This window comes from Peribacillus sp. FSL E2-0218 (assembly GCF_037992945.1).
In the GTDB taxonomy this organism is placed as follows: Bacteria; Bacillota; Bacilli; order Bacillales; family DSM-1321; genus Peribacillus; species Peribacillus simplex_B.
Window position 1 is genome coordinate 1,859,369 of record NZ_CP150304.1, and the last position, 22,214, is coordinate 1,881,582.

General features: G+C 41.2%; 15 protein-coding genes. 9 read left to right on the forward strand and 6 right to left on the reverse strand.

The window, feature by feature from the left end; translation table 11 throughout:
* Window positions 1–187: 187 nt before the first annotated feature.
* The 3 genes from vanY to MHI53_RS08950 form a co-directional block, all read right to left on the reverse strand.
* Window positions 188–1,033 carry a VanY-A/VanY-F/VanY-M family D-Ala-D-Ala carboxypeptidase gene (vanY, locus tag MHI53_RS08940; RefSeq protein ID WP_260320354.1) on the reverse strand — a complete coding sequence of 282 codons (846 nt, stop codon included), beginning with the start codon at window positions 1,031–1,033 and terminating at the stop codon, window positions 188–190.
* 150 nt (window positions 1,034–1,183) lie between these two features.
* Window positions 1,184–2,281: a HAMP domain-containing sensor histidine kinase gene (locus MHI53_RS08945; RefSeq protein ID WP_340373235.1), complete on the reverse strand. Its 1,098-nt coding sequence runs from the start codon at window positions 2,279–2,281 to the stop codon at window positions 1,184–1,186.
* Window positions 2,274–2,969: a response regulator transcription factor gene (locus MHI53_RS08950; RefSeq protein ID WP_340373236.1), complete on the reverse strand. Its 696-nt coding sequence runs from the start codon at window positions 2,967–2,969 to the stop codon at window positions 2,274–2,276. The genes MHI53_RS08945 and MHI53_RS08950 overlap by 8 nt, the downstream gene beginning before the upstream one ends.
* Window positions 2,970–3,713: 744 nt before the next feature.
* Here MHI53_RS08950 and MHI53_RS08955 point away from each other — a divergent pair.
* Window positions 3,714–5,072 carry an IS1182 family transposase gene (locus MHI53_RS08955; RefSeq protein ID WP_340371732.1) on the forward strand — a complete coding sequence of 453 codons (1,359 nt, stop codon included), beginning with the start codon at window positions 3,714–3,716 and terminating at the stop codon, window positions 5,070–5,072.
* 148 nt (window positions 5,073–5,220) lie between these two features.
* Here the strand turns inward: MHI53_RS08955 and MHI53_RS08960 are convergent, their stop codons facing one another.
* On the reverse strand, window positions 5,221–5,907 hold the full coding sequence (locus MHI53_RS08960) for a cupin domain-containing protein (RefSeq protein WP_061142778.1): 687 nt from the start codon (window positions 5,905–5,907) through the stop codon (window positions 5,221–5,223).
* Between the two features lie 334 nt (window positions 5,908–6,241).
* Between MHI53_RS08960 and MHI53_RS08965 the strand changes: the two genes are divergently transcribed.
* Entirely contained in the window at window positions 6,242–8,134 is a 1,893-nt protein-coding gene (locus MHI53_RS08965) for an oligopeptide transporter, OPT family (RefSeq protein WP_100534178.1), read from the forward strand.
* Entirely contained in the window at window positions 8,124–8,489 is a 366-nt protein-coding gene (locus MHI53_RS08970) for a PqqD family protein (RefSeq protein WP_061142780.1), read from the forward strand. The genes MHI53_RS08965 and MHI53_RS08970 overlap by 11 nt, the downstream gene beginning before the upstream one ends.
* 542 nt (window positions 8,490–9,031) lie before the next feature.
* Here the strand turns inward: MHI53_RS08970 and MHI53_RS08975 are convergent.
* The gene (locus MHI53_RS08975; RefSeq protein ID WP_340373237.1) at window positions 9,032–11,053 is read right to left on the reverse strand and encodes a sigma 54-interacting transcriptional regulator; all 2,022 of its coding nucleotides are present in this window, start codon (window positions 11,051–11,053) and stop codon (window positions 9,032–9,034) included.
* A 385-nt stretch (window positions 11,054–11,438) separates the two neighbouring features.
* Here MHI53_RS08975 and MHI53_RS08980 point away from each other — a divergent pair, with 385 nt between their 5' ends.
* The 6 genes from MHI53_RS08980 to MHI53_RS09005 all read left to right on the forward strand — a co-directional run bounded on the left by MHI53_RS08980 (window position 11,439) and on the right by MHI53_RS09005 (window position 19,824).
* Window positions 11,439–12,857: a C4-dicarboxylate ABC transporter permease gene (locus MHI53_RS08980; protein WP_340373238.1), complete on the forward strand. Its 1,419-nt coding sequence runs from the start codon at window positions 11,439–11,441 to the stop codon at window positions 12,855–12,857.
* Between the two features lie 41 nt (window positions 12,858–12,898).
* Entirely contained in the window at window positions 12,899–14,074 is a 1,176-nt protein-coding gene (iadA, locus tag MHI53_RS08985; protein WP_340373239.1) for a beta-aspartyl-peptidase, read from the forward strand.
* A 24-nt stretch (window positions 14,075–14,098) separates the two neighbouring features.
* Entirely contained in the window at window positions 14,099–15,124 is a 1,026-nt protein-coding gene (locus tag MHI53_RS08990) for a cyanophycinase (RefSeq protein WP_340373240.1), read from the forward strand.
* A 25-nt stretch (window positions 15,125–15,149) separates the two neighbouring features.
* On the forward strand, window positions 15,150–17,666 hold the full coding sequence (locus MHI53_RS08995; RefSeq protein WP_340373662.1) for a cyanophycinase: 2,517 nt from the start codon (window positions 15,150–15,152) through the stop codon (window positions 17,664–17,666).
* 639 nt (window positions 17,667–18,305) lie between these two features.
* Window positions 18,306–19,130, forward strand: a complete 825-nt coding sequence (locus tag MHI53_RS09000) for an SDR family NAD(P)-dependent oxidoreductase (RefSeq protein WP_340373241.1) — start codon at window positions 18,306–18,308, stop codon at window positions 19,128–19,130.
* Window positions 19,131–19,215: 85 nt separating this feature from the next.
* Window positions 19,216–19,824 (forward strand): methyltransferase, encoded by a 609-nt coding sequence (locus tag MHI53_RS09005; protein WP_061142786.1) that lies wholly within the window; start codon window positions 19,216–19,218, stop codon window positions 19,822–19,824.
* Between the two features lie 87 nt (window positions 19,825–19,911).
* Here MHI53_RS09005 and asnB read toward each other — a convergent pair whose 3' ends face one another.
* The gene (asnB, locus tag MHI53_RS09010) at window positions 19,912–21,801 is read right to left on the reverse strand and encodes an asparagine synthase (glutamine-hydrolyzing) (protein WP_340373242.1); all 1,890 of its coding nucleotides are present in this window, start codon (window positions 21,799–21,801) and stop codon (window positions 19,912–19,914) included.
* Between the last annotated feature and the right edge of the window lie 413 nt (window positions 21,802–22,214).

Sequence of the window (22,214 nt, forward strand, 5' to 3'; positions counted from 1 at the left end):
TCCGCTGATGAAGGAAGAGAAAAACACCTTGAAAACGGGTATTTACATAATTTTTTAAAGGCGGATCATTCCATATCGGGATAATCCGCACTATCGTTTATATAACGTAAAACATCACCTCATATCCTCTAACCTTCAGCTATGAACATGGAAAAGGCTCTTATCAGTTCTTTCTCCATACCGCTGATCATTCATACCCGGTTACTATTACTCCATCGATATTGTTGCCCGAAATCTCGTAATGGTTATTATGTGGTACTTTAATTGTCATGCTTTCAGAAACAAGGTAATAAGAAATTGTATATTGTACCCCGTTAACATTTGCAGCAGTGGACTTTTCTTTTTTGAGGAAATCTAAATATTCCTCCAAGACGAAATTTTTTTTATGCATGATCGCGCTGTGTGGCAAACCTACAAAACGGATATGCCACGGTTCATATTGAATGCCTGTAACATCGATTTTATCCTTTGGATAGCGTAAAATAAAACCGTATTTCCAAGCATTTCTTTCTATCCATTTTCCTTCCGCCGCTTCACTCATTTTCATCTGTGAAGAACCTACATCAAGGGATATACCCAAATTGTGTTCACTATAGCCGGCAGGCAAGGCATAGTCAGGTCCCATTTCCCGGTAAAGTTCACGTTGCTTATTCATACCCCGGTATCCACTATTAATCAAGAAATGATGAACCCCTTCTTTTTTGGCAGCCGTTATCATCTTCGAAAATGCAAGTGCGACATCCCTTGATAACTCAATATTGCCATCAAGCAATCCGTAGCCCTCTGTCAATTCCTTGTTCGTAAATAAATTTACGATATCCGACTTTTCACTTTCTGAATGAACAGGAAATTCACTGTTGACCAAGAGCAGATTTCCTTGGTATACCTGTTCTTTGGAAATCTCTTTCCGCTGAATGTTTTTAGGAATGCCTATATCGGCTAATTTAACTTTTTCATATCGATCATATGTTTGAATCTCGACTTTCCCATGAAAAGTCGGTGCTATATAAATGAAACCAAAACCGATACTCAATCCAAAAAAAAATAAATACCCCAACTTTTTCAATGTAAGCTTCCTCCTTGATCTTATCTTCTTATAAGATAGGACAAACTTTTTAAAAAAAGAGTGGGGTAATTCTTAAATTTTTCTTAAATCATTCTTTGGGATGTGAGCTTCATCATTTTATCCACTTTCTTGAGGTAATCGAACTTCAAAAACGGTATGCATAAAACTACTTTCGGCACTGATTGTCCCGTTATGCTGCTCCACGATGTTTTTTGCAATGAATAAGCCCAGCCCAGTGCTGTCTTCTTGGTGAGCTCGAGCTTTGTCACCAGTATAAAACATATCAAAAAGATGCGGCAGTTCATTTTGAGGGATGGGATCTCCATAATTCACAACTTGAACAACCAATTCCCCAGAATGTATAAAGCCGCGAATGTCTACAAACTGACCGTCGCTTCCATAACGATTTGCATTGATTAGAAGGTTTTCAAACACGCGGGCTAAGAGGGCTCCGTCTGCAACAATTGGTAATTCGGAAGGAATATTCATTCGCGCGGTTAAATGATTTTTTTCAAAAACAGGGTACAATTCTTCCGTTAGTTGGTTGAGCAAATCGGCTAAGTTTATTTGCTTTTTATAAACGGGCAGCATCCCATAGTTCATTCTCGTTATTTCGAATAATTCATCAATAAGCCGTTCTAAACGCTGTGATTTAGTAAACGCAATCGTTAAAAAATGTGTGATCTGCTCCTTAGTCAATTTTTCATCTTTAAGAATTAAATCGATATAACCTAAAACAGACGTAAGAGGCGTACGCAAATCATGTGCTAAATTTACGACCAACTGATTCTTGCTGCTTTCCGAAAAATCTCCTCTTTCAATAGCTTCTTTCAACTTCTCGCTTGCCAAGTTGATATCTTGGGCAATATCCCTGAATTCATCATAGGTATTTATTTGAACCTTATATGAGAAATCTCCTCGAGCTAGATGGTGGATCCCTGTTGAAATCTTATTGAAGTAGGTCGAATAGGGCTGGGTCAGTACATAAAAAAACAAGATCGAAAGCGGGATGAACAGTAGTAAAAAGAAGTTAATGTCACCAATTTCATTCATCAATCGACGATAAAAAGTCAGCCTGTCGCCAAACTGGACATAGGTATGATAATAAATTTGTAGTCCCTTAAAGATGGAATAGGTGATGATACCAGCAAATAGCATACTTAAACCGAATAATAGCACCATCTTCGAACGAAAACCGCGTACAGCTTTAGCCATTGAATGCATATCCGACACCCCATACGGTTTTAATCCATGTATTCTTCCGTGTATCTTTTTCCAGCTTTTTTCGTAACGTGCGAATATGTACCATAACGGTATTTCCACTTTCAAAATAAGCTTGGTCCCAAACGTGCTGGAATATGTTTTCCACACTATAAACCTTCTTTGGATGACTGGCCAATAAATGCAAAATATCAAACTCCTTTGGGGTAAGTTCAATGTTTTCACCATATAAATTTACGGTGCGCTGATCAGGAGAAATAACCAGCCCGCCAAATTCCAAGTTCGTTTTATGATCTGTTTTTGGTTGATTAAGCTTCGTAAAGCGCCTCAGCTGAGCGTTGACACGGGCAACCAATTCCATGGGGATAAATGGTTTGGTCATATAATCATCTGCTCCAATCACAAGTCCATGGACCTTATCGAAGTCAGAGGTTTTTGCGCTCAAAAATATGACAGGCATATTATGCCGTTCGCGAATGTGACGGATTACTTCATATCCATCCATTTTCGGCATCATGATATCCAGAATCAGCAAATCAACATTTTGGGTCTCGGTAACATCAAGGGCTTCTTGACCATCAGAGGCTGTAATGACATGGTACCCCTCTTTTTCCAAAAGGATGGAAATTAGATCGGCAATTTCTTTCTCATCATCCGCTATTAAAATTGATAGAGGTTTCATTCATTCCCACTCCCATTGAAAATTACAATCTAATTGATTCTTGCCATAAGAAACGCCATAGCTTGGGGATCAGTAGCAAGATCTTTCTAACATGAACGATAATTCATGCAGCTCTTCTTTATTATTTTCCATTATACCCTTAACTACTTCAAGGAGATGGCCTTTTTTCTGAACTGTTATTAATACTATTGCAATCCAGCTGTATAAGCAATCTTCCCTTGTTTTCATAGAAAAATGATACTGCCGGAGCCAATTATGGATGATGATAAATACATGAGGTCGCAGTCGAGAATCAGAAACAGCGAAACGTTTACCCTGACAGAACGATCCTGTCCTAACAATATGAATATTTCACCTTGAAAAAGAAAAAACACAAATGTCAGGCTGAAAAAATTGTATAAGAAACGGCGTTATATAATCGTACAAAAATTGATAGGAAAATAAAAACGATGGAAGAAGAGCACTCCATCGCTCAGACTGTAGACAAACTCGATGAAAATTGAGTTTGTCTATTTTTATGGCCTGTACAATTTAGACGTTGATTTCCACTCCAGGCACTCGCTTTCCGCGGGCGGTCGGGGAGCCTCCTCGGCTTTGCCTGCGGGGTCTCCCCTAGACGCGCTTTTCCCGCAGGAGTCTCGAACACCCGCTCCAATCAACTTTGTCTTACCATTTAGATAGAACACTTTTGACTGGAGTCATTTTTGTTTTAAAATTGAAGGATTAAAACTTGAGGTGATGAGGATGCTTTCTAAACATGATTCTATTCAGCGAGATCAACTTGAAATGATTACTTTAGATCAACTGGTGCCACCGAACCATTTGGTTCGTAAAATGGAGGCTGCCATTGACTTCACTTTCATTTATGACTTGGTGAAAGATATGTACTCAGAGGTAGGACGCCCAAGTATTGATCCAGTTATTTTAGTTAAACTGACTTTCATTCAATATACCTTCGGTATTCGTTCCATGCGTAAAACGATTGAAGAAGTTGAAACCAATATGGCTTACCGTTGGTTCTTAGGCTATGGTTTCCATGATAAAGTACCTCATTTCTCTACGTTCGGAAAAAATTATGAGCGACGCTTTAAAGATACAGACCTGTTTGAACAGATTTTCTGTCGCATTTTAATGACAGCTGCTAATAAAAAGGTAATAAGTGTAGAACACGTTTTCGTGGATTCCACACATGTGAAAGCCAGTGCGAATAAACGGAAATTTGAAAAGAAAATCGTTCGTAAAGAAACACGAGCGTATCAAGGACGTCTTCAAGAAGAAATCAATCAAGATCGTGAAAACCATGGAAAGAAGCCTTTTCCACCAGATAAATTTGATAAGGAAGAAACCAAAGCAATTAAAGAAAGTACTACGGATCCTGAGAGTGGCTACTATGTGAAAGATGAACGAACAAAACAGTTTGCCTATTCATTCCATGCGGCCGCAGACGGCAACGGTTTTGTATTGGGAACGATTGTAACACCTGGTAATACACATGACAGTCATATTTTGGAGCCACTTGTTGAGCAAGTGATTGAGAAAGTTGGAAAACCAGAAGCAGTTGCCGCAGATGCAGCTTATAAAACACCAGCGATTACAAGCTACCTATTTAACAAAGAAATCACACCTGCTTTACCCTATACACGTCCTCGTACAAAAGAAGGATTCTTTCGCAAACATGACTATGTTTACGATGAACACTTTGATTGTTACCTTTGCCCTTCGGGAGAAACTTTAAAGTACTCAACAACAAATAAAGAGGGCTATCGCGAGTACAAATCGCCCAAACAAATTTGTGCAACATGCTCATTTTTATCACGGTGTACGGAAAGCAAAGACCATCAAAAAGTAGTGACACGGCATATCTGGCAAGCATATGTGGAAGAAGCAGATCATCTGCGTCATCATCAAGAGGTAAAACCTATATATGCGAAACGCAAAGAAACGATTGAGCGTGTATTCGCAGATGCAAAAGAAAAGCATGGTATGCGTTGGACTACTTTAAGGGGACTTAAAAAATTGTCGATGCAGGCGATGCTTACTTTCGCTGCCATGAATGTAAAGAAGATGGCCACTTGGACATGGCAAGGTCCTAAAACGGCTTAACATAGTGGCTCGAAGAGCCCAAATCTCGTAACCTTTGGTCAAAATTTCAAAGGAATTTCAAAAGGGGTTCGGAATTTTTTAATTCCGAACCCCTTTTGTCTACAAACTGAACGATGGAAGAAGAGCACTCCATCGCTTTTTTCATTTATCAATAATAATAATATTGGGGATTAGCTGGTATTTGATAATTATAGGCCGGGGCAGGGTATACTTGGTTATCATATTGATTGATATATTGCGGATATGGCTGCTGCGGAAGTTGCGAAGGCTGCTGCAGTGGCTGTCTTTCATCTTCAGAACCCCGTTGGCAGTTGGCTGTCGGACCGATGAACGTTGCTGGCTGCACGGGGGCAACTGCTTTTTTCCATTGGTTTTCATCCATGCAATACGTATGAGCCATGATATTTGCTGGTGTCAATTTCAGGATATCGGAACCAAGCACAACTTCAGGGGTTGGCGCATCAAAAATGGCAAGCAGATGCGTATTATCGGAAGTTGCGACTTCATAATGCCACCAGCCTTGTGGAACATTGGCCACTTGACCGGGCTTAAGGGGGTAATTCTGGATTTGTTTCGTGAAAGGATTCAGCAATGAAACGGTTGCGGCACCAGAAATACAGTAAACAAGCTCAGCTGCATTTTGGTGATAATGCGGTTCCACAACATTGCTAGTGCTGAGGTAAATATCCAGCAAAGAAACATTTTCAAGGGTGTTCAATTGTTTGATACCTACTACATTAATATAGTTTTGATTATCTTTTTTAAAGAGATTGCTATTATTGGCGTCGAAAAAAAATTGTGTGGATGGGGAGGTATAGTCCATATATGAAACCATGAAAGTATCATTCCTTTTCTGAAGACTTGATTCTGCAGGATATGCTAGTGGCCATTTTAATGTGCAAATGCCTAGTCGCTTTTTTGAAAATATACCTGCTTCGTTCGTGTCTTTAACCCATCGAGTGAAAGGTGGTTTAACTAAAAGGGTGAGGATTTTTTAATAGAAGCGGAAGGTCGATAAGTGGCGGGCAGGACCAATACTTGAAACTGTTAATCTGAATGTTGTGCATAATCGAAATTTTAATAAGCAGAATTTTCCCATTGCGTGTGTTTAAATTACAGTGATATAATGTTCTCTGTGATTTTAAAGTTTAACATAGGAAGTGGCTAAATTGTCGAACAATTCAAAAGAGAGTAAATTCGTCCCGTACGTTTCTGCATCTAAATCTTTACCGGAATTAACCGCAACGGCAATAATTCTAGGGATTATACTTGCAATCGTCTTCGGGGCAGCAAATGCGTACTTAGGCCTACTTATTGGTTTGACTGTCTCTGCTTCAATACCCGCGGCGGTAATTTCAATGGCTATTTTAAGAGGGGTTTTCCGCAGGGATTCAATATTAGAAAACAATATTGTGCAAACGATGACCACGGCAGGTGAGGCTATCGGTGCCGGTGCTGTATTTACCATCCCGGCATTATTCATGTGGGATATAGACGTGAGTCAGGCATTCATCATTTTCGTTGTTTTAACGGGTGGATTTTTAGGGGTCTTCATGATGGTTCCCCTGCGTCAGCTCCTTATTGTAAGGGAACATGAAACTTTACCTTATCCTGAAGGTACGGCATGTGCCGAGGTATTGAAGTCAGGAGAAAAAGGTGGGACTAGCGCCAAGCTAATCGGCGCCGGTTTAGTCATTGGCGGTGTAGTGAAAGGCCTTGGTGATGGGTTTAAGCTTTTCAAAACGGAAGTTGAAACAGGAATCACGAATTTTAAAAATGCAGTTGTTGGTCTGGATGCTTTTCCTTCCCTTTTGGGTGTAGGTTATATCATTGGACCGCGTGTTGCAGGTCAAATGCTAGGTGGGGGATTGTTGGCTTGGGTCGTTCTGATCCCGGCAATCAGCTTCTTTGGCAGCAGTAATGGAACAGCCATATTCCCTTCCGAGGTACCGATTGGTGAATTGGATGCATGGGGAATTTGGGATAATTATATACGCTATATCGGAGCTGGTGCGGTAGCAACTGGCGGATTGATCACATTAATCAAAACTTTACCGATTCTTTTCAGTTCGGTTTTTGATACGCTAAAAGGTGTAAAGGCCAATAAAGGACAGCTTAAGGCTGGTTCGATCCGTACTGAAAAAGACATTCCAGCAAAATATGTTTGGCTGGGAATATTCATTGTTATTTTAATCATCGCTTTCACACCTATAACAGATGTAGGAATCATCGGTGCGATCGCGATTGCAATTTTTGGCTTTTTATTCGTGACCGTGGCTTCAAGGGTTGTAGGGATCGTTGGAAGTTCTTCTTCCCCTGTTTCTGGAATGACCATAGCCACACTTTTGATTGTAGCAATTGTCTACAAAGCTACTGGTTTTACCGGAACGACTGGAATGGTGGCCGCTTTGACCGTGGCTGCGATCATTTGTACAGCTCTTGCTGTTTCAGGTGATGTATCCCAAGATTTAAAAACAGGGTACATCGTGGGCGGAACCCCATGGAAACAACAAGTCGCGATGATGATTGGTGTCGTCGCGTCGGCGTCTGTCATCGGTTTTATCCTGGTGTTAATGGATAACGCGTATACGATGGGATCAGCAGAACTTCCTGCTCCTAAAGCGGCTCTTATGAAAATCCTCGCTGAAGGAGTTCTAGGAGGAGATTTGCCTTGGACCCTTATCTTTATCGGTGCGGCCATTGCCATCACATTGGAGTTTTTCGGTTTGAATTCCCTTGTAGTGGCAGTCGGCATTTACTTGCCGGTTCATACTAGTGTGCCAATCATGATTGGCGGCTTCATCCGCTTCTTCGTTGAGTTCTTCTCGAAGACGAAAGAAGCACTTAAAGCACGCGTCGATAGAGGGGTTTTATTTGCCTCTGGATTGATTGCAGGCGAATCCTTGATTGGTGTGCTTATTGCGATCTTGATTGCAGCAGGCGTCCAAGTTCCAGCTGCAGCCAAATTGGCCAGCAATCTGCTACCATTCATACTATTCCTCGTTTTAGCTGGATTGCTTTGGTTCGTTTCTAGCAAAGGGAAAAAAGAAGATGCTTCGTAAACGTCAATCAAAAAAGAGGAACCTGTTAACCATGGTTCCTCTTTTGGAAAGACGAGTAACCTTGGAGCAAGGATCTGCGGAAACGACTTTTTTAGTCATCCAACGAACCAATTTCGTGGAACGAATGACGATTCGGTATTTTAAGCAGCCGTCAGTTCGTAAAATCAAGCTTGACAAATTTGGTGCATTTGCCATTAAACAAATGGAGTATAAATGCAATGTGAATCAGATTTCGGAAGCGATGAGTGAACATTTCGGTGAGGAAGCGGAACCTTCCTTGCCACGGCTGATGAAATTTCTTGAAATCCTTGAGGTCCATGAATGGATCGTCTGGGATGAGGAAGAACAAAATTAAAAAAAGCTGAAGCGCTTTTTGATGTTTGATAGAATCTCCTTAAGGTAGACAATGTAAAATGCCGCAAATCACCGCGGGATGATGCATTCCTGCTTTAAGGGGATTTTTTTATGGTTAAAAAGAAAAAGAGGTTATTCAAATAAAGGATTGCCGTACAGATGTATTTGAATGAGGAAAACGATGAAACGTATATGGCGGACTCAGCCTTGACCCTTGAATGAAAAGATGAAAATAAGTATATCTATTGAAAAAAGAAGAAAAAAAGAGATCATTCCCTATAACGCAAAGTGGATGGTCTCTTTATGTATTTTTGCATCTTTACCTTTATTTTTCTCTCGTGTTTATGGAAGCTTGTAAGTTATATGAAAAAATGCTAAGAAGGAGAGTTTTACTTTTTATGAAAAATATTAATTTTTTTCTTTATGAACTTTTAATAAGTCCAACTGAAACTCGACGCCCGTTCCTGAAGGATCTGGCGCGACCGCTCGGCCATTTTCGATCATCAGCGGCCGTATATGAATCAATAGGAAAGCTGTGTACCTCTATAGTAAAGATTCTAAATAGTTCATACCGACTTCCGTTATTCTTGTTCCGCCCCGCCCTTTACGTTTGATGATCAGTCCTTTTTGCTCGAGGTCATCAAGTCGGCGCCTAACCTGTTGCGGGGACAAAGAGAGGCTTGCATGCTGTTCTTTCGTTTTTGTTGAAATATATTCTCTGCTGGCGGCTTTTCCAGCTTCATTGCATTGCATAACGATCTTTAGAATCATGCGATGTTCAGATTGCTCCAGGGTATTTTGTGGCGGGGCTACTTTATCTTCCGATAGTTGCGCTGTCTGATGCTGCGGTAGATCATCTTTAGTTAATATCGTACCATTACACACTGTCAGCATATAATCGAGTGTGTTTTTAAGCTCGCGAATATTGCCGTCCCACTCAGCCCGTTTCAGCCAATCCATTAACGAATGCTCCACTTTTATCCAATTTCCGTTTTTTGTTATGTAATGATGGATCAAGAGGGGAATGTCTTCTCTTCGCTGCCTTAGTGGCGGAATGGAGAGGTTAAGTACATTCAAACGGTAAAATAAATCATTTCTGAACGTTTGTGCTTTCATTTGTTCCTCGATTTTTTTATTTGTTGCAGAAATGATGCGAATGTTAATGGGAATAATCTTCGAGCCGCCAATTCTTCTTATTTCCTTTTCTTGGATAACTCTTAATAAGCGAGATTGCATCGATAAACTGATATCCCCTATTTCATCCAAAAAGATGGTGCCGTTATCTGCAAGCTCAAACAGTCCTTTTTTACCTCCGCGCTGACCTCCAGTAAATGATCCGTCTTCATACCCGAATAATTCGCTTTCTAGCAGGCTTTCGGATAAGGCGCTGCAGTTTATGGGCAGAAAAGGCCCATTTTTTCTCAAGGAGTGCATATGAATGGCATGAGCAAACAATTCTTTGCCCGTTCCTGATTCTCCCTGGATGAGGATGGGGTGTTCTGCTAATGCGAGCTTTTTTGCGATCTGTTTAAGTTCTATCATTTTAGGATTTTTACAGAAAATGTCATCAAAGCTATACTTCGCGTAAAATCCTTTCTCGCGATATTTGCGCTGTGCTGTTTTTTCAATTTCGGATGCCTGGTGGACACTTTTAAAAACAGCAACGATGGATTGCTCTCCAATCATTGAATGACGGTATACGACAACCTCAACACCATGAATGCTAAAAAATTGACTCTCTTCCACACCCTCCAGGATGAATTGAACCACTTCGTTTTGAAGGATTACCGTATCAATCGGGCGGTTGATGACTACATCCGCCTGAATTTGAAAGAGTGCTTCAAGTTTTTGATTAAACACGGTTACTTCACTTGTTTCATTGATGACGAGTATTCCGTCATCAATCGTATTAACGACATTTTGGATGTGGTGATAGACTTCTTTTGTCTCCTGTTGGGATACAAGCAATTTTTGCTGCAATTCAATGATGCTTCTGATGTATCTTTCTGAAATTTGCAGGGCAACTTTTCCCTCCAGCCTGCAATGATCTACAATTCTTAAAATGGTGGTCATATCCAAAAGCCTGACGCCAATATCCAAAACCATCGGCAAATAGGCGGGGGCAAGTTCTGTTTCACCTGGTGATACAGCCACATCGATATCATCATAATAAGTATGATTCTTCTTGTAAGCTATAAAGCGAACATGATTGATTCCAAGTTGGTAAAGAGATTGAATCAGTTCCAATGTGACCTTGTATTCATCATTGATGACAAGTACGTTGGCTCCAGCCGGAATTGTGAGAAGTTTGTCCAAATGTTCATGGTGGACGGTACGTTGTCCGGTAATAAAGTTTACGGCATTCATATGGTTTAGATGACTGACTTCTTCTTTAAGGGATTCGGAGGAGAAGAGGATGACATCCGCTTCAAGACCAGCTGGAAGGCCCTCATCGACTGCATAGCTATCAATGTGCAGATAATCACCTAATAGCTGATGAAGTTGCTGATGCAGGGTGTGCCTTGTCTTGATGCCGCCTGTCAAAAGGATAAGTGATGGTTTCATAAGGGACATTCCCTTTCTTTGGTTGAATTGGTTTTATGATGGTGAGATATATGAACCATTTTAGACCATTAAACGATTGTTGTTAATAATAAAATTGCTTTTTTGATTGATATTTCATAATTTTCTTATTTCTCATTTCGTTCACAAGCACCGATTGAAAAATTCCCCCTAAGTATAGAGATGAGCATATTCCTATACGCACCCATCTCCCGTACCCGTCCCACTTAATGTGTCATTCAGATCCCATAGCAGTCGACTTATAAGTTGGCATGTATTTTGCATTATTACTTTTACAAATGTTACTTTCTCAAAAAAACGAAAAGGAGAACTATGGTAGGCGGGGAAGTATCATTTACTGGCTGAATGAAAAGGGGAGAAGAGATGTATGGCTCAAGTCGAAACAACGTATCAACCAGAAGGAAAAACAAAAAAAGATCGTAAAATTAATGTATTCGCATTATTGCTGGGTGTTTTGGTCATCGCAACGTTATTAACTTATGTGTTGCCTGCAGGAGATTATGGACGCATCGAGGTTGACGGAAGGACCGAAATCGACCCGGATACTTACAAAACGGCAGACCAAACCCCGGTAAGCCCATTTGGAGCTGTTAAGGCGCTTCATACTGGAATGGTTGAAGCAGCTAATATTATCTTCTTCGTTTTGATCATTGGGGGATTCTTTGGTGTATTAACCGCCACTGGGACGATAAATGTACTGATTACGACGCTTGCCAAAAGACTTGCAACCCGGGAGAAGTTGCTTATACCTGGCATGATGCTATTCTTCGCGATTGGCGGTTCACTTATGGGGATGGCTGAGGAAACACTCGCATATATCCCATTATTGATTCCGTTGGCGCTTGCACTTGGATTTGACGTTCTTACAGGAACGGCCATTGTTATCCTTGGGGCTTCGGCAGGTTTTACGACGGCCGTCATGAATCCGTTTACAGTCGGAATTGCTCAAGGCATCTCCGAGCTGCCGATGTTCTCTGGCATGTCGTATCGATTAGTGCTTTTCGTGATCGTTTATGCGGTATCTGTAACATTCGTCTACCGTCATGCCATGAAGGTGAAAAAGGATCCGTCAAGAGGATTTTATGGAAAATACAGCAAGAAAGAAGCTGATGTGCTCCTTAAGTCTAAAGAAAAACTTGAAACGAAACATAAGCTCATTCTTGGTGCATTTTTACTGAATTATGTGGTCCTTGCTTTCGGAGTGATTAAATACAAATGGTATATTACGGAAATTGCAGCGCTTTTTGTAATGTTGACAATCGTCATAGGAGTCATTGGCAGGCTATCTGCGGATAAGATTGCGAAATCGTTTGTAGATGGATCATCTTTATTGATTGGCGGAGCCTTAATTATAGGAGTTTCCCGTGCAACTCTTGTTGTTCTAAATGAAGGGCACATTATTGACCCGATGCTTCATGGGGTTTCCGATACGCTAAAGCATATCCCGGCGTTCTGGAGTGTGATTGGCATGTATAACTTCCAGGCCATTATCCATTTTATCCTTGCCTCGGGAAGCGGACACGCCATGCTGACGATGCCAATCATGACACCGCTTGCTGATTTGCTTGATATTACTCGACAGACGGCAGTTCTTTCGTTCTCATTTGCTGATGGAATAGGGAATATTATTTTTCCGACGGCAGGCACGTTAATGGCAGGACTCGCTATTGCGGGCATTCCCTGGACAAAATGGGCCAAATGGGTTCTGCCGCTAGTCTTCATTCAATACCTCATTGGTTTAGCCGCTGTTGTAATCGCTCATTTAATGAATTACGGACCATTCTAATCATGTTATAGAAACAGCTTAGAGAAATAGGAGGAAAGAATTTGCTTACTTTAATAAAAAATGCAGAAGTGTATGAACCTCAGTATCTTGGCCGGATGGATGTGCTGCTTGCGGGTGGCAAAATAGTCTATATCCAAAATGATATTGACCTGGATAACTCATCTATTGATGTGAAAATAATTGATGCATCGGGAAAAATTCTCGTGCCTGGTTTTATTGATGCCCATGTACATTTAATCGGCGGCGGCGGGGAAGGAGGCTTTAGGACTCGCACTCCGGAAATGAATTTAACGGATGCTACGATGGCAGGCATTACAACAGTCGTTGGAGTGTTAGGTACGGATGGAACAACAAGACGGATCGAGAGTCTTCTGGCAAAGGCCCATGCATTGGATGAAGAGGGGATTACGGCGTACATCCACTCTGGCTCTTATCAAATTCCCGTGAAAACCTTGATGGGCAAAATTGAAGAGGATCTGATTTTTATTGAAAAAATAATCGGTGTCGGTGAAATTGCCATATCCGACCATCGCTCTTCCGAACCGACACTTGATGAACTTGTGAAGATAGCGGCTGCAGCACGTAATGGCAGTTTAATCACCGGAAAGGCAGGGTTATTGGAAATACATGTAGGCGATAGTGAACGCAGGCTGGAGCTCCTTTTTGAAATCGCCGAAAAGACGGATATACCGATACATCACTTTCACCCGACTCACATAAACAGAAATCAAGATTTATTCGAAGAGGGAATACGCTATGCAGAAATAGGGGGGTATGTAGACTTAACGACAAGCACCACCCCTCAATTCCTAGAGGAAGGGGAAGTGAAATGCAGTAGCGGGTTACGACAGATGCTTGAGAGTGGGGTGCCTATTATCCAGATTACTTTCTCCTCGGATGGACAGGCAAGTCTTCCTTATTTTAACCAAGACGGTGAGTTCGCCGGTCTGCAAGTCGGCAATGTTTCTTCTCTTTTCCACGAGGTCCGTGACGCTGTAATGGATGAAGGCGTTCCGCTTGAAACAGCAATTCAGGTCATCACTGCTAATCCGGCACGTATCTTAAAACTGAAAAATAAAGGGAAAATCGGGGTGGAGATGGATGCTGACCTCGTGTTGCTCAAAAAAGATACGCTAGCTATCGATACGGTCATTGCAAGAGGAAAAGTGATGGTAGAACGAGGTGTCCCGATCATTAAAGGGACATTTGAAAAATAATAGGATGATAGGGAGTGAAAAGGAATGAGACAGTTAATGAAGGTATGTATGATGGTAGGTTTGTTTGCTTTTTATTGCCAAGGGAATTTTGCATATGCTGCAAGCGGGGACTATCAGTATAGCAGCTATGGAAACACCGGAAATGTAACAACTGCCACTTCTTATGGCATTAACTTGATGGGAGGCGGAACGGACGTGGATGAAGCGATGCTGTGGATGGCCAAAAAAGCCAATCAAGGTGATTTTGTCGTTCTCCGTACTTCAGGATCGGACGGATATAACCAATACCTTTACGATTTGGCCCAGAGCAATAACGCTAAGCTTGATTCAGTCGAGACGATCGTGCTGAACAACAAATATGCTTCAAGTGACTCGTATGTATTGGATAAGGTCCGTAAGGCGGAAGCAGTCTTTTTTGCCGGAGGAGATCAATTCAATTATGTCGATTTCATCAAAAATACGGCTCTTGAGGATGTACTTAACCAGCAGATTCAAAATAATGTTCCGATTGGAGGAACAAGTGCAGGGCTCGCGATCATGGGGCAATTCGTCTATGATGCTAAAAACGGATCCGTCTATTCAGATGAAGCACTGGCAAATCCGAATAACCGCTATATGACATTTACAAGAGATTTTCTGAATAACCGCTATTTATCAAGTACGATTACAGATACCCATTTTGAACAGAGGGACCGGATGGGAAGATTTATCGGGTTCATGGCGAGGAATGTATCGGACGGATGGACGAACCAATCTAAAGGCATTGCTGTCAATGAACAAACGGCTCTTCTTGTCGAACAGGACGGAACGGCGAAGGTTGTTGCTCAGCCAGGCGGCAGCAACCAATCCGTATATATGGCGAAAACAACGGCCGCTCCTACAAGCAGCATAGGCAAGCCATTGACTATAAAAACTGTTGACCTCGTCAAGTTAAGACCCGGAAATACGTTCAATCTTCAGACATGGACGAGCAGTAATGGATATTCCTATAAACTTTCTGCCCAAAATGGGGCCTTAAGTTCAACAAGTGGGTCCATATATGGAAATTAAAATAGGGGGAGGAGTAAAAGTGAAAATGATCATTAATACGGCAATTACCGCCTTTTTGCTAGCATCGGTCTGCTATTTGCCGCCAGGAAAGGCTAGTGCTCACCCTAAGGAAGAAATCAAAGGAAGTCTCGTTATTGCAGGAGGCTCATTGGGCAGCAGCAACAAGGATATTTATGAATCTTTCATAAAACTCGCCGGGGGGGTCAAAAAAGCGAAAATCGGTATTGTTCCGGCTGCTAGCGGAAGTTTGAAATCCTCCAAGGAATTTAGGGCAGATCTTGTGAAGTATGGAGTCAAAAAGGCGGATATCAAAATCCTGCCGATATCGAATCATAATTTCAGTGATACTGATTTGGATGAAAAATCGTGGAAGAACAATGTCCACAGCAAAGCAGTTGTCCGGCAGATCGAGGATCTTTCAGCCATCTGGTTCGTTGGAGGCGACCAACTTCGGATAACAGATACATTATATGATGCCAAGGGAAAGAGTACGTTGGCGCTTGAGGCGATTTGGAACGTGTATCGAAAAGGAGCTGTCATTGGCGGAACAAGTGCAGGCGCGGCCATTATGAGTGATGTTATGATTGCGGGCGGTGATAGCTTAGGCGGCCTGAAAGGTAAATTTACAGGGAAGTCCGAGTCTGCAAAAAACAAAGAGTACGAGCCTGTCCGGATTGAGAAGGGGCTTGGTTTCTTCCAATATGGAATCATCGATCAGCATTTTGATGAAAGAGGAAGACTCGGGCGTTTAGTAGCAACTGCCGTAAATTACGAAAAGCAAAAAAAGAAATATAATGCTTATGGTATTGACGAAGATACCGCGTTGATTGTCAACAATCAAGAAAAAACGGCCGAAATTGCGGGCAGGGGCGGAGTGACGGTTGTCGATTCAAGTAAAGCAAAAGAACATAAGGGTAAGATCAATAATGTCTCCATTAGCCTTTTATCTCCTGGTGACAAGATTGATCTGAAGACAAAATCATTTACGATTCATTCAAAAAAGGATGCTACTAAAGGGAATGAGTACCACCAATTTAAACCTTTGGAAGCAACGGGAGTGCTGACTTCATATGGCAAATTAAAACCTTATTTGTCCTATTCGCTCGTTGATAATTCTTCCACTGACTCCGTAAAAAGCTATTTATACGACAGCAGAGGATCGGGATTTTCCTTAACCTTTAGTAAAACGAAACAGACAAATGGGTTTTGGGGCTATCAAGATGGACAAAAAGATGATTATTCCATTACGAATGTGAAAATGGATGTTGCCCCTGTTTCGCTCCAATTTAAAACAGACAAGCAAGCTTTCAAGCACTATCAAGAATCTAATTTTGCACTTCCCAAAAGAACGGAGCGCGGAACCATCAAAGGAAATCTACTCATCGCGGGTGGAGCGCTTGGATTAAGTAACGAAGATGTGTATAAAAAGTTTATTGAACTGACCAAGGCAGGCACTGATGCTAAAGTAGGCATCATCTCTGCCGCTAGTGGAAGCTTAAGCTCCTCAAACGCCTTCAAAAGCGATTTATTAAAGTATGGCTTGAAAGAAGAAAATATCAAGATCCTCCCTATTTCAACACATGATTTCAAAGGAACATTGGAGGACGAATCTAGTTGGAAGGAAAACAGAAATCGTGATGGTGTCGCTGCCGAAATAAAAAACCTTGATGCCATCTGGTTTGTGGGCGGAGATCAGACGTATATTACAGAAGCATTATTCAATCCGGATCAAACCGAATCAAAAGCATTAAAAGCGATTTGGGATGTGTATAAAAAGGGTGCTGTTTTAGGAGGAACAAGTGCAGGGGCAGCGATTATGAGCGATGTCATGCTTGCCGGCGGAGGTAGCTTGGAAACACTTACAAAAGGATTTACAGACACGTATAACGGAATGGAGCAGCAAGAAGGCGGACCGGGTTACCTTGAACGGGGACTTGGCTTTTTCCAATATGGACTGATCGATCAGCATTTCGATAATAAAGCAAGGCTTGGCAGACTTATAGCAACGGCACATGAAAAAGGCGACCGTAATCAGCTGTCATATGGAATTGATGAAGACACAGCAATCGTTGTCAATAATCTCAAACAGAAGTTGGAAGTGGTCGGCCGTGGAGGGGTAACCGTTATTGATTTATCGAAAGTAAACACCGATCCTAAAATAAAAAGCGGATACAAAAACATTTTACTTTCTACAATCGCACCAGGGGATAGCGTTGATTTAAGAACGAAAGGGATTCACATCAGTCCACACAAAGTCCGTACAAAAGGAAGTGAATATGGAGATTTTGAGGTAGCTCCTCATTCAGGTGTGTTGACGGAGCACGGCACATTAAGCAAATTCCTATCTTATCAGCTTGTCGATAACAGCGGAGAGAAGGAAGTGAAAGCGTATTCGTTTGATAAAGGAAAAGGAGTAGAGCTTACATTCAGAAAGACAAAAAAGACGGATGGATTCTGGGGATACAAGGACGGAAGCAAAGATGATTATTCAGTCGTGAATGCTGTTCTGGATATTACGCCCATTGCAGTAAAGAATGAATAAAGTACGCCGAATAGATTCAAACCTGCCGGCACACCCAATCATGATTGGGTGGGCCGGCAGGTTTTTTATCGTTGAAGCGCTCGTTTATCCAATCCAAGACTTCTCGGCGACCTTTCCGCCAGCAGGGTATTCCCTTATACCCCTTTTGGAGGAGACACTCATTTTCAATTAGTCTTGTGCTTTGATAAGAACTCCTTAAAGGTGAGATCTTCGACCAACTATGTTCGTTCATTTTGAGATTTCCTCATTTCCTTCCGGTTCAGAATTTTATCTATCTTACAAGTATTGAAGAGATGCTAGGCTCCAAGTGAATGCTTACTTATATCAATACTTTACACCATGGTAAACCTTGCCATTCCATTTTTCACTGCGTAAAAACCTTTTCATTTCTTATAAAGGAGATAATTTGTTAGGTCCAATGAATTCGCTAGTTTCGTAACATTGTTCTGCAGAGACATTATATAGGAAACATTCGGTGGGGATGGCCTGGCGTTATTTACTATATTCGCCGAACTCCTCATCCTTTGGCTAACTCTACTTTAGGTAATATTTATACTTATGGTATAATAAATTAGACTTGTGTTATGTTTCCTGTATACTAATAATGCTGGATATACTTAAAAAAAGCAGGTGGTTAGTATGGGAAGAGTACAAGGTAAAGTGGCATTAGTGACTGGTGGAGCCTCAGGAATAGGGTTATCGATATCGGCATTGATGGCTAAAGAAGGTGCGAAAGTCGTGATTGCCGATTTTAACGAAGCAGGAGCAAAAGGAGCGGCCGAAAATATTACAAACCAAGGCGGGGAAGCAGTTGGGATATTCCTGGATGCAGGGCAAACGGATTCGATACAAGCGGCTGTCGACTTTACGGTTGAACAATATGGAACGATTACGGTACTGGTTAATAATGTAGGTTTGTCTAACTTGCAAAAAGATCTCGATGTCGTGAATCTGGATTTGGAGGAATGGGACAGACTTATGGATGTTAATTTAAAAAGCGTGTTATTGGGAAGTAGATTTGCGATTCCCCACATGATCAAAGCTGGGGGAGGGGCCATAATCAATACCGCATCGATGGGCGGCTTTGCAGGAGACTCCGTGCGGTCTGCATATGGAGCCTCCAAAGCGGGGGTGGTGAATTTGACGCGTTATATAGCTGCCCAGTACGGGAAAGATCATATCCGTTGTAACGGAGTGGCACCAGGTCTTATTTTGACCCCTGCTGCCGAAAATAATATGCCTCCTGCCGTGCTTGATATATTTGCCAAGTTTAATGCTTTGCCATATCATGGTGAAGCCGATGATATTGGTTATACCGTTCTATTCCTTGCATCTGATGAGTCCAAATTCATTACCGGTCAGACGATTCAAGTGGAGGGCGGTCACTACATGGCTAATCCGAGCATCTCGGATTTCAACGATTATGTAGCGAAACAGTCGAAATGGACAACTGAATCTTCATGACAAAACCCTGGATAAGCTTTTGCCTTATCCGGGGTTTTTAGGTAGAATCCCATTAGTGAAATAACCATAAGGGAGGTGTTTATCCATGAAGGATGCGCAATATGATGAACTGCTTAATATTAAAACAGAAGGCGAACAAAAAAAATTCTATCAATCCTTGCATTATCACCGTTATGAGCCAACACCTTATAAGGCACTAGAGCACTTATTCCAAAATTATGAACTCAGCAGGCATGATCGCATTGTCGATTTTGGAAGTGGGAAAGGACGATTGAATTTTTTCATCCACTATTTATATCAAACATCCGCAGTAGGCGTGGAGATGAACCAACAATTCCATAAAGAAGCGATCGGGAATCTGAAAAGTTATCGAAAGAAGTGGAAAAATAACAATGGCAACATCGAATTCAGTTGCTGTTTGGCACAGGAATATGAAATTGATTCAAGGGATAATCGGTTTTATTTCTTTAATCCGTTTTCCATCCAGATTTTCATGAAGATCATCAATAATATCATGGTTTCTTATGAAAAAGAACCGCGCCAAATGGAACTGATCCTCTATTATGGGTCACAGGATTATAATTTTTTCCTGGAAAATCAAACCTTCTTCGAGCTGAAGCAAGAGGTGGATTTACCAAGCATGACTGAAGCGAATCCTTTTGAGAAATTTGTCATCTATCAATTATCGATATGACTTCCTTGGCGAGTATGTAAAAGCCCCCAAGCAGATGGATGGCTTGGGGGCAAAATCTATAAAACAATGAATGCAATACGTGAATGCTTAATTTACAGCATATTGTAAAGTCCTTTGTGGTTGAAGCTCATCTTGCTTTTCTATGTAAAGTTGATGCCATATCATGAAAGTCAAAATGGTCCATAGTTTTCGACTGTTATCCATTTTATCATTGACATGATTTTCAAGTAATTGCATGATTTGTTGTTTGTTAAAAAGGTAATCAGTTTGGCTCTCATGGATCAGCTTCACTGCCCAATCGTATAATTCATCCTTTAGCCAATGGCGTATCGGAACTGGGAAGCCAAGCTTCTTTCTGCTCCAAACATGTTCTGGTACGATTCCCCGGGCAGCTTTTCGGAGCATATATTTCGTCGTTCCATTTCTGACTTTTTGATCCATGCTCAATTTTGATGCCGTGTTGAAAACACGTGTATCCAGGAATGGAACTCTTACCTCTAAAGAATTCGCCATCGACATTTTATCAGCTTTCAATAAGATATCACCTTTGAGCCATGTCTGAATGTCAATGTTTTGCATTTGTGTAATCGGATCATAGTCTAATGAGCTTGAATAAATGGGGCTGGTCACTTTTCCGTTTTCTAACCCATTCTGATAATTCACGAGTAATTCCTTCTTCTCTTTTTCGTTGAAAATATTTGCATTTCCGATATATCGATCTTCTAATGCTGTAACCCCGCGCTCTATGAAACTCTTTCCTTTAACGCCTTCTGGCAATACGGAAGAAAGGGTTTTTAACACATGGTTAAGCGGAGTTGGAATATAGGAAAACATCCGCAGGGAATGCGGCTCCCGGTATATATTGTATCCGCCGAATAACTCATCTGCTCCTTCCCCGGACAAGGCGACTTTGACGTGCTTTTTAGCTTCCCGCGCGACGAAATATAGCGGGACGGCAGCAGGGTCCGCTAAAGGGTCATCCATATGCCAAATGATCTTGGGAAGTTCGGCCAGGAATTCTTCAGGGCTTATGATATAACTTATATTCTCTAGATGTAAGGCGGCAGCCGTTTCCTGTGCAACGTTTATTTCACTATATCCATCTCTTTCAAACCCAACGGAAAAAGATTTGATTTTCGGGTTGATTTGTTTGGCGATGGAACAAATGAAAGATGAATCAATGCCCCCCGAAAGGAATGAGCCAACTGGCACATCACTTCTCATATGTACGTTCACCGAATCAATTAAAGTCTCCTGGATTTCTTTCGTGACTTTTGAATCTTCCATATTGGAAGGATGGAAGGTGGGGTGCCAAAACTTGGTGATATCCATTTTCTTTCCGGGCTCTTTAGTGAAATAATGCCCAGGCAATAGCTTTTTAATGTTTTTGGATAAGGTGGATGGTTCGGGAACATATTGAAAACTGAGATAATGCTGTAATGAATCCACATCAAGCTCCTCACTCATTGTCGTCAAGATGCTTTTTTTCTCTGAAGCAAAATATGTAACCTCATCTTGTTCACAGTAGAAAAACGGTTTGATTCCAAAGTGGTCCCTTGCTCCAAACAGTTTTTCTTCAATCTTGTCCCAAATGACAAAAGCGAACATACCGCGCAAGCTTTGAACGGCTTGCTCTTTTAGGCTGCTGTAAAGTGCCAGGATTACTTCCGTATCAGAATGCGTCGTAAACTCATATCCGCCATCAATAAGCTCTTTTCTCAATTCAATATGATTATAGATTTCGCCATTAAAGATGATCCAATATCTTTCATTTTCATATGAAAGAGGTTGGTTGCCATTCTCAATGTCGATTATACTCAATCTTCTAAATCCGAAATTCACGTAATCATCAAAAAAATATCCTTCATCATCCGGACCTCTATGGGTGATGATAGTGTTCATTTTCTTGATCGTATCTACCATATTTGAATTTATGGCTTTTGGATATGTTTGAATGTATCCAACAAAACCGCACATGAAATCCACCTGCCTATTTATTAATTGATTATATTTTTCATTTATAAAGGGATAGTAAAATAGATTCACAAAAATATAATTATATAGATATATTGTATCTATTTTACTAGAGTAGATTATTATGATAAATTTGTCAAATATAATCCAAAAATGAATTAAATTGTAAAGGTTTTAGGGGGAAGGCGATGGTCCAAAATCGGCAGGGAGAGAAGGGTATCTTCGTAGAAACCAAAATAATCTTTGAGAAGGAGAGCTTTTTGAAAAATAGAGGTCCATTTTTACTGTTACACATGATCGAAATTCTCATGGTCATTAGAAGGGGCCAAAAAGGAGAAAGGTCCAAAATATCCGATCATGGCAATCAGGACAATGACATGGGAACCCCATGCGCAGGAAATGATTAAAGCGGAAGG

What these genes read in the sequence shown, in the direction of transcription:
- MHI53_RS08945 (WP_340373235.1), bottom strand. Translation starts at nt 2,281, where the DNA reads ATGGCTAAAGCTGTACGCGGTTTTCGTTCGAAGATGGTGCTATTATTC.
- MHI53_RS08950 (WP_340373236.1), bottom strand. Translation starts at nt 2,969, where the DNA reads ATGAAACCTCTATCAATTTTAATAGCGGATGATGAGAAAGAAATTGCC.
- MHI53_RS08955 (WP_340371732.1), top strand. Translation starts at nt 3,714, where the DNA reads ATGCTTTCTAAACATGATTCTATTCAGCGAGATCAACTTGAAATGATT.
- MHI53_RS08960 (WP_061142778.1), bottom strand. Translation starts at nt 5,907, where the DNA reads ATGGTTTCATATATGGACTATACCTCCCCATCCACACAATTTTTTTTC.
- MHI53_RS08970 (WP_061142780.1), top strand. Translation starts at nt 8,124, where the DNA reads ATGCTTCGTAAACGTCAATCAAAAAAGAGGAACCTGTTAACCATGGTT.
- MHI53_RS08975 (WP_340373237.1), bottom strand. Translation starts at nt 11,053, where the DNA reads ATGAAACCATCACTTATCCTTTTGACAGGCGGCATCAAGACAAGGCAC.
- MHI53_RS08980 (WP_340373238.1), top strand. Translation starts at nt 11,439, where the DNA reads ATGGCTCAAGTCGAAACAACGTATCAACCAGAAGGAAAAACAAAAAAA.
- MHI53_RS08990 (WP_340373240.1), top strand. Translation starts at nt 14,099, where the DNA reads ATGAGACAGTTAATGAAGGTATGTATGATGGTAGGTTTGTTTGCTTTT.
- MHI53_RS08995 (WP_340373662.1), top strand. Translation starts at nt 15,150, where the DNA reads ATGATCATTAATACGGCAATTACCGCCTTTTTGCTAGCATCGGTCTGC.
- MHI53_RS09000 (WP_340373241.1), top strand. Translation starts at nt 18,306, where the DNA reads ATGGGAAGAGTACAAGGTAAAGTGGCATTAGTGACTGGTGGAGCCTCA.
- MHI53_RS09005 (WP_061142786.1), top strand. Translation starts at nt 19,216, where the DNA reads ATGAAGGATGCGCAATATGATGAACTGCTTAATATTAAAACAGAAGGC.
- asnB (WP_340373242.1), bottom strand. Translation starts at nt 21,801, where the DNA reads ATGTGCGGTTTTGTTGGATACATTCAAACATATCCAAAAGCCATAAAT.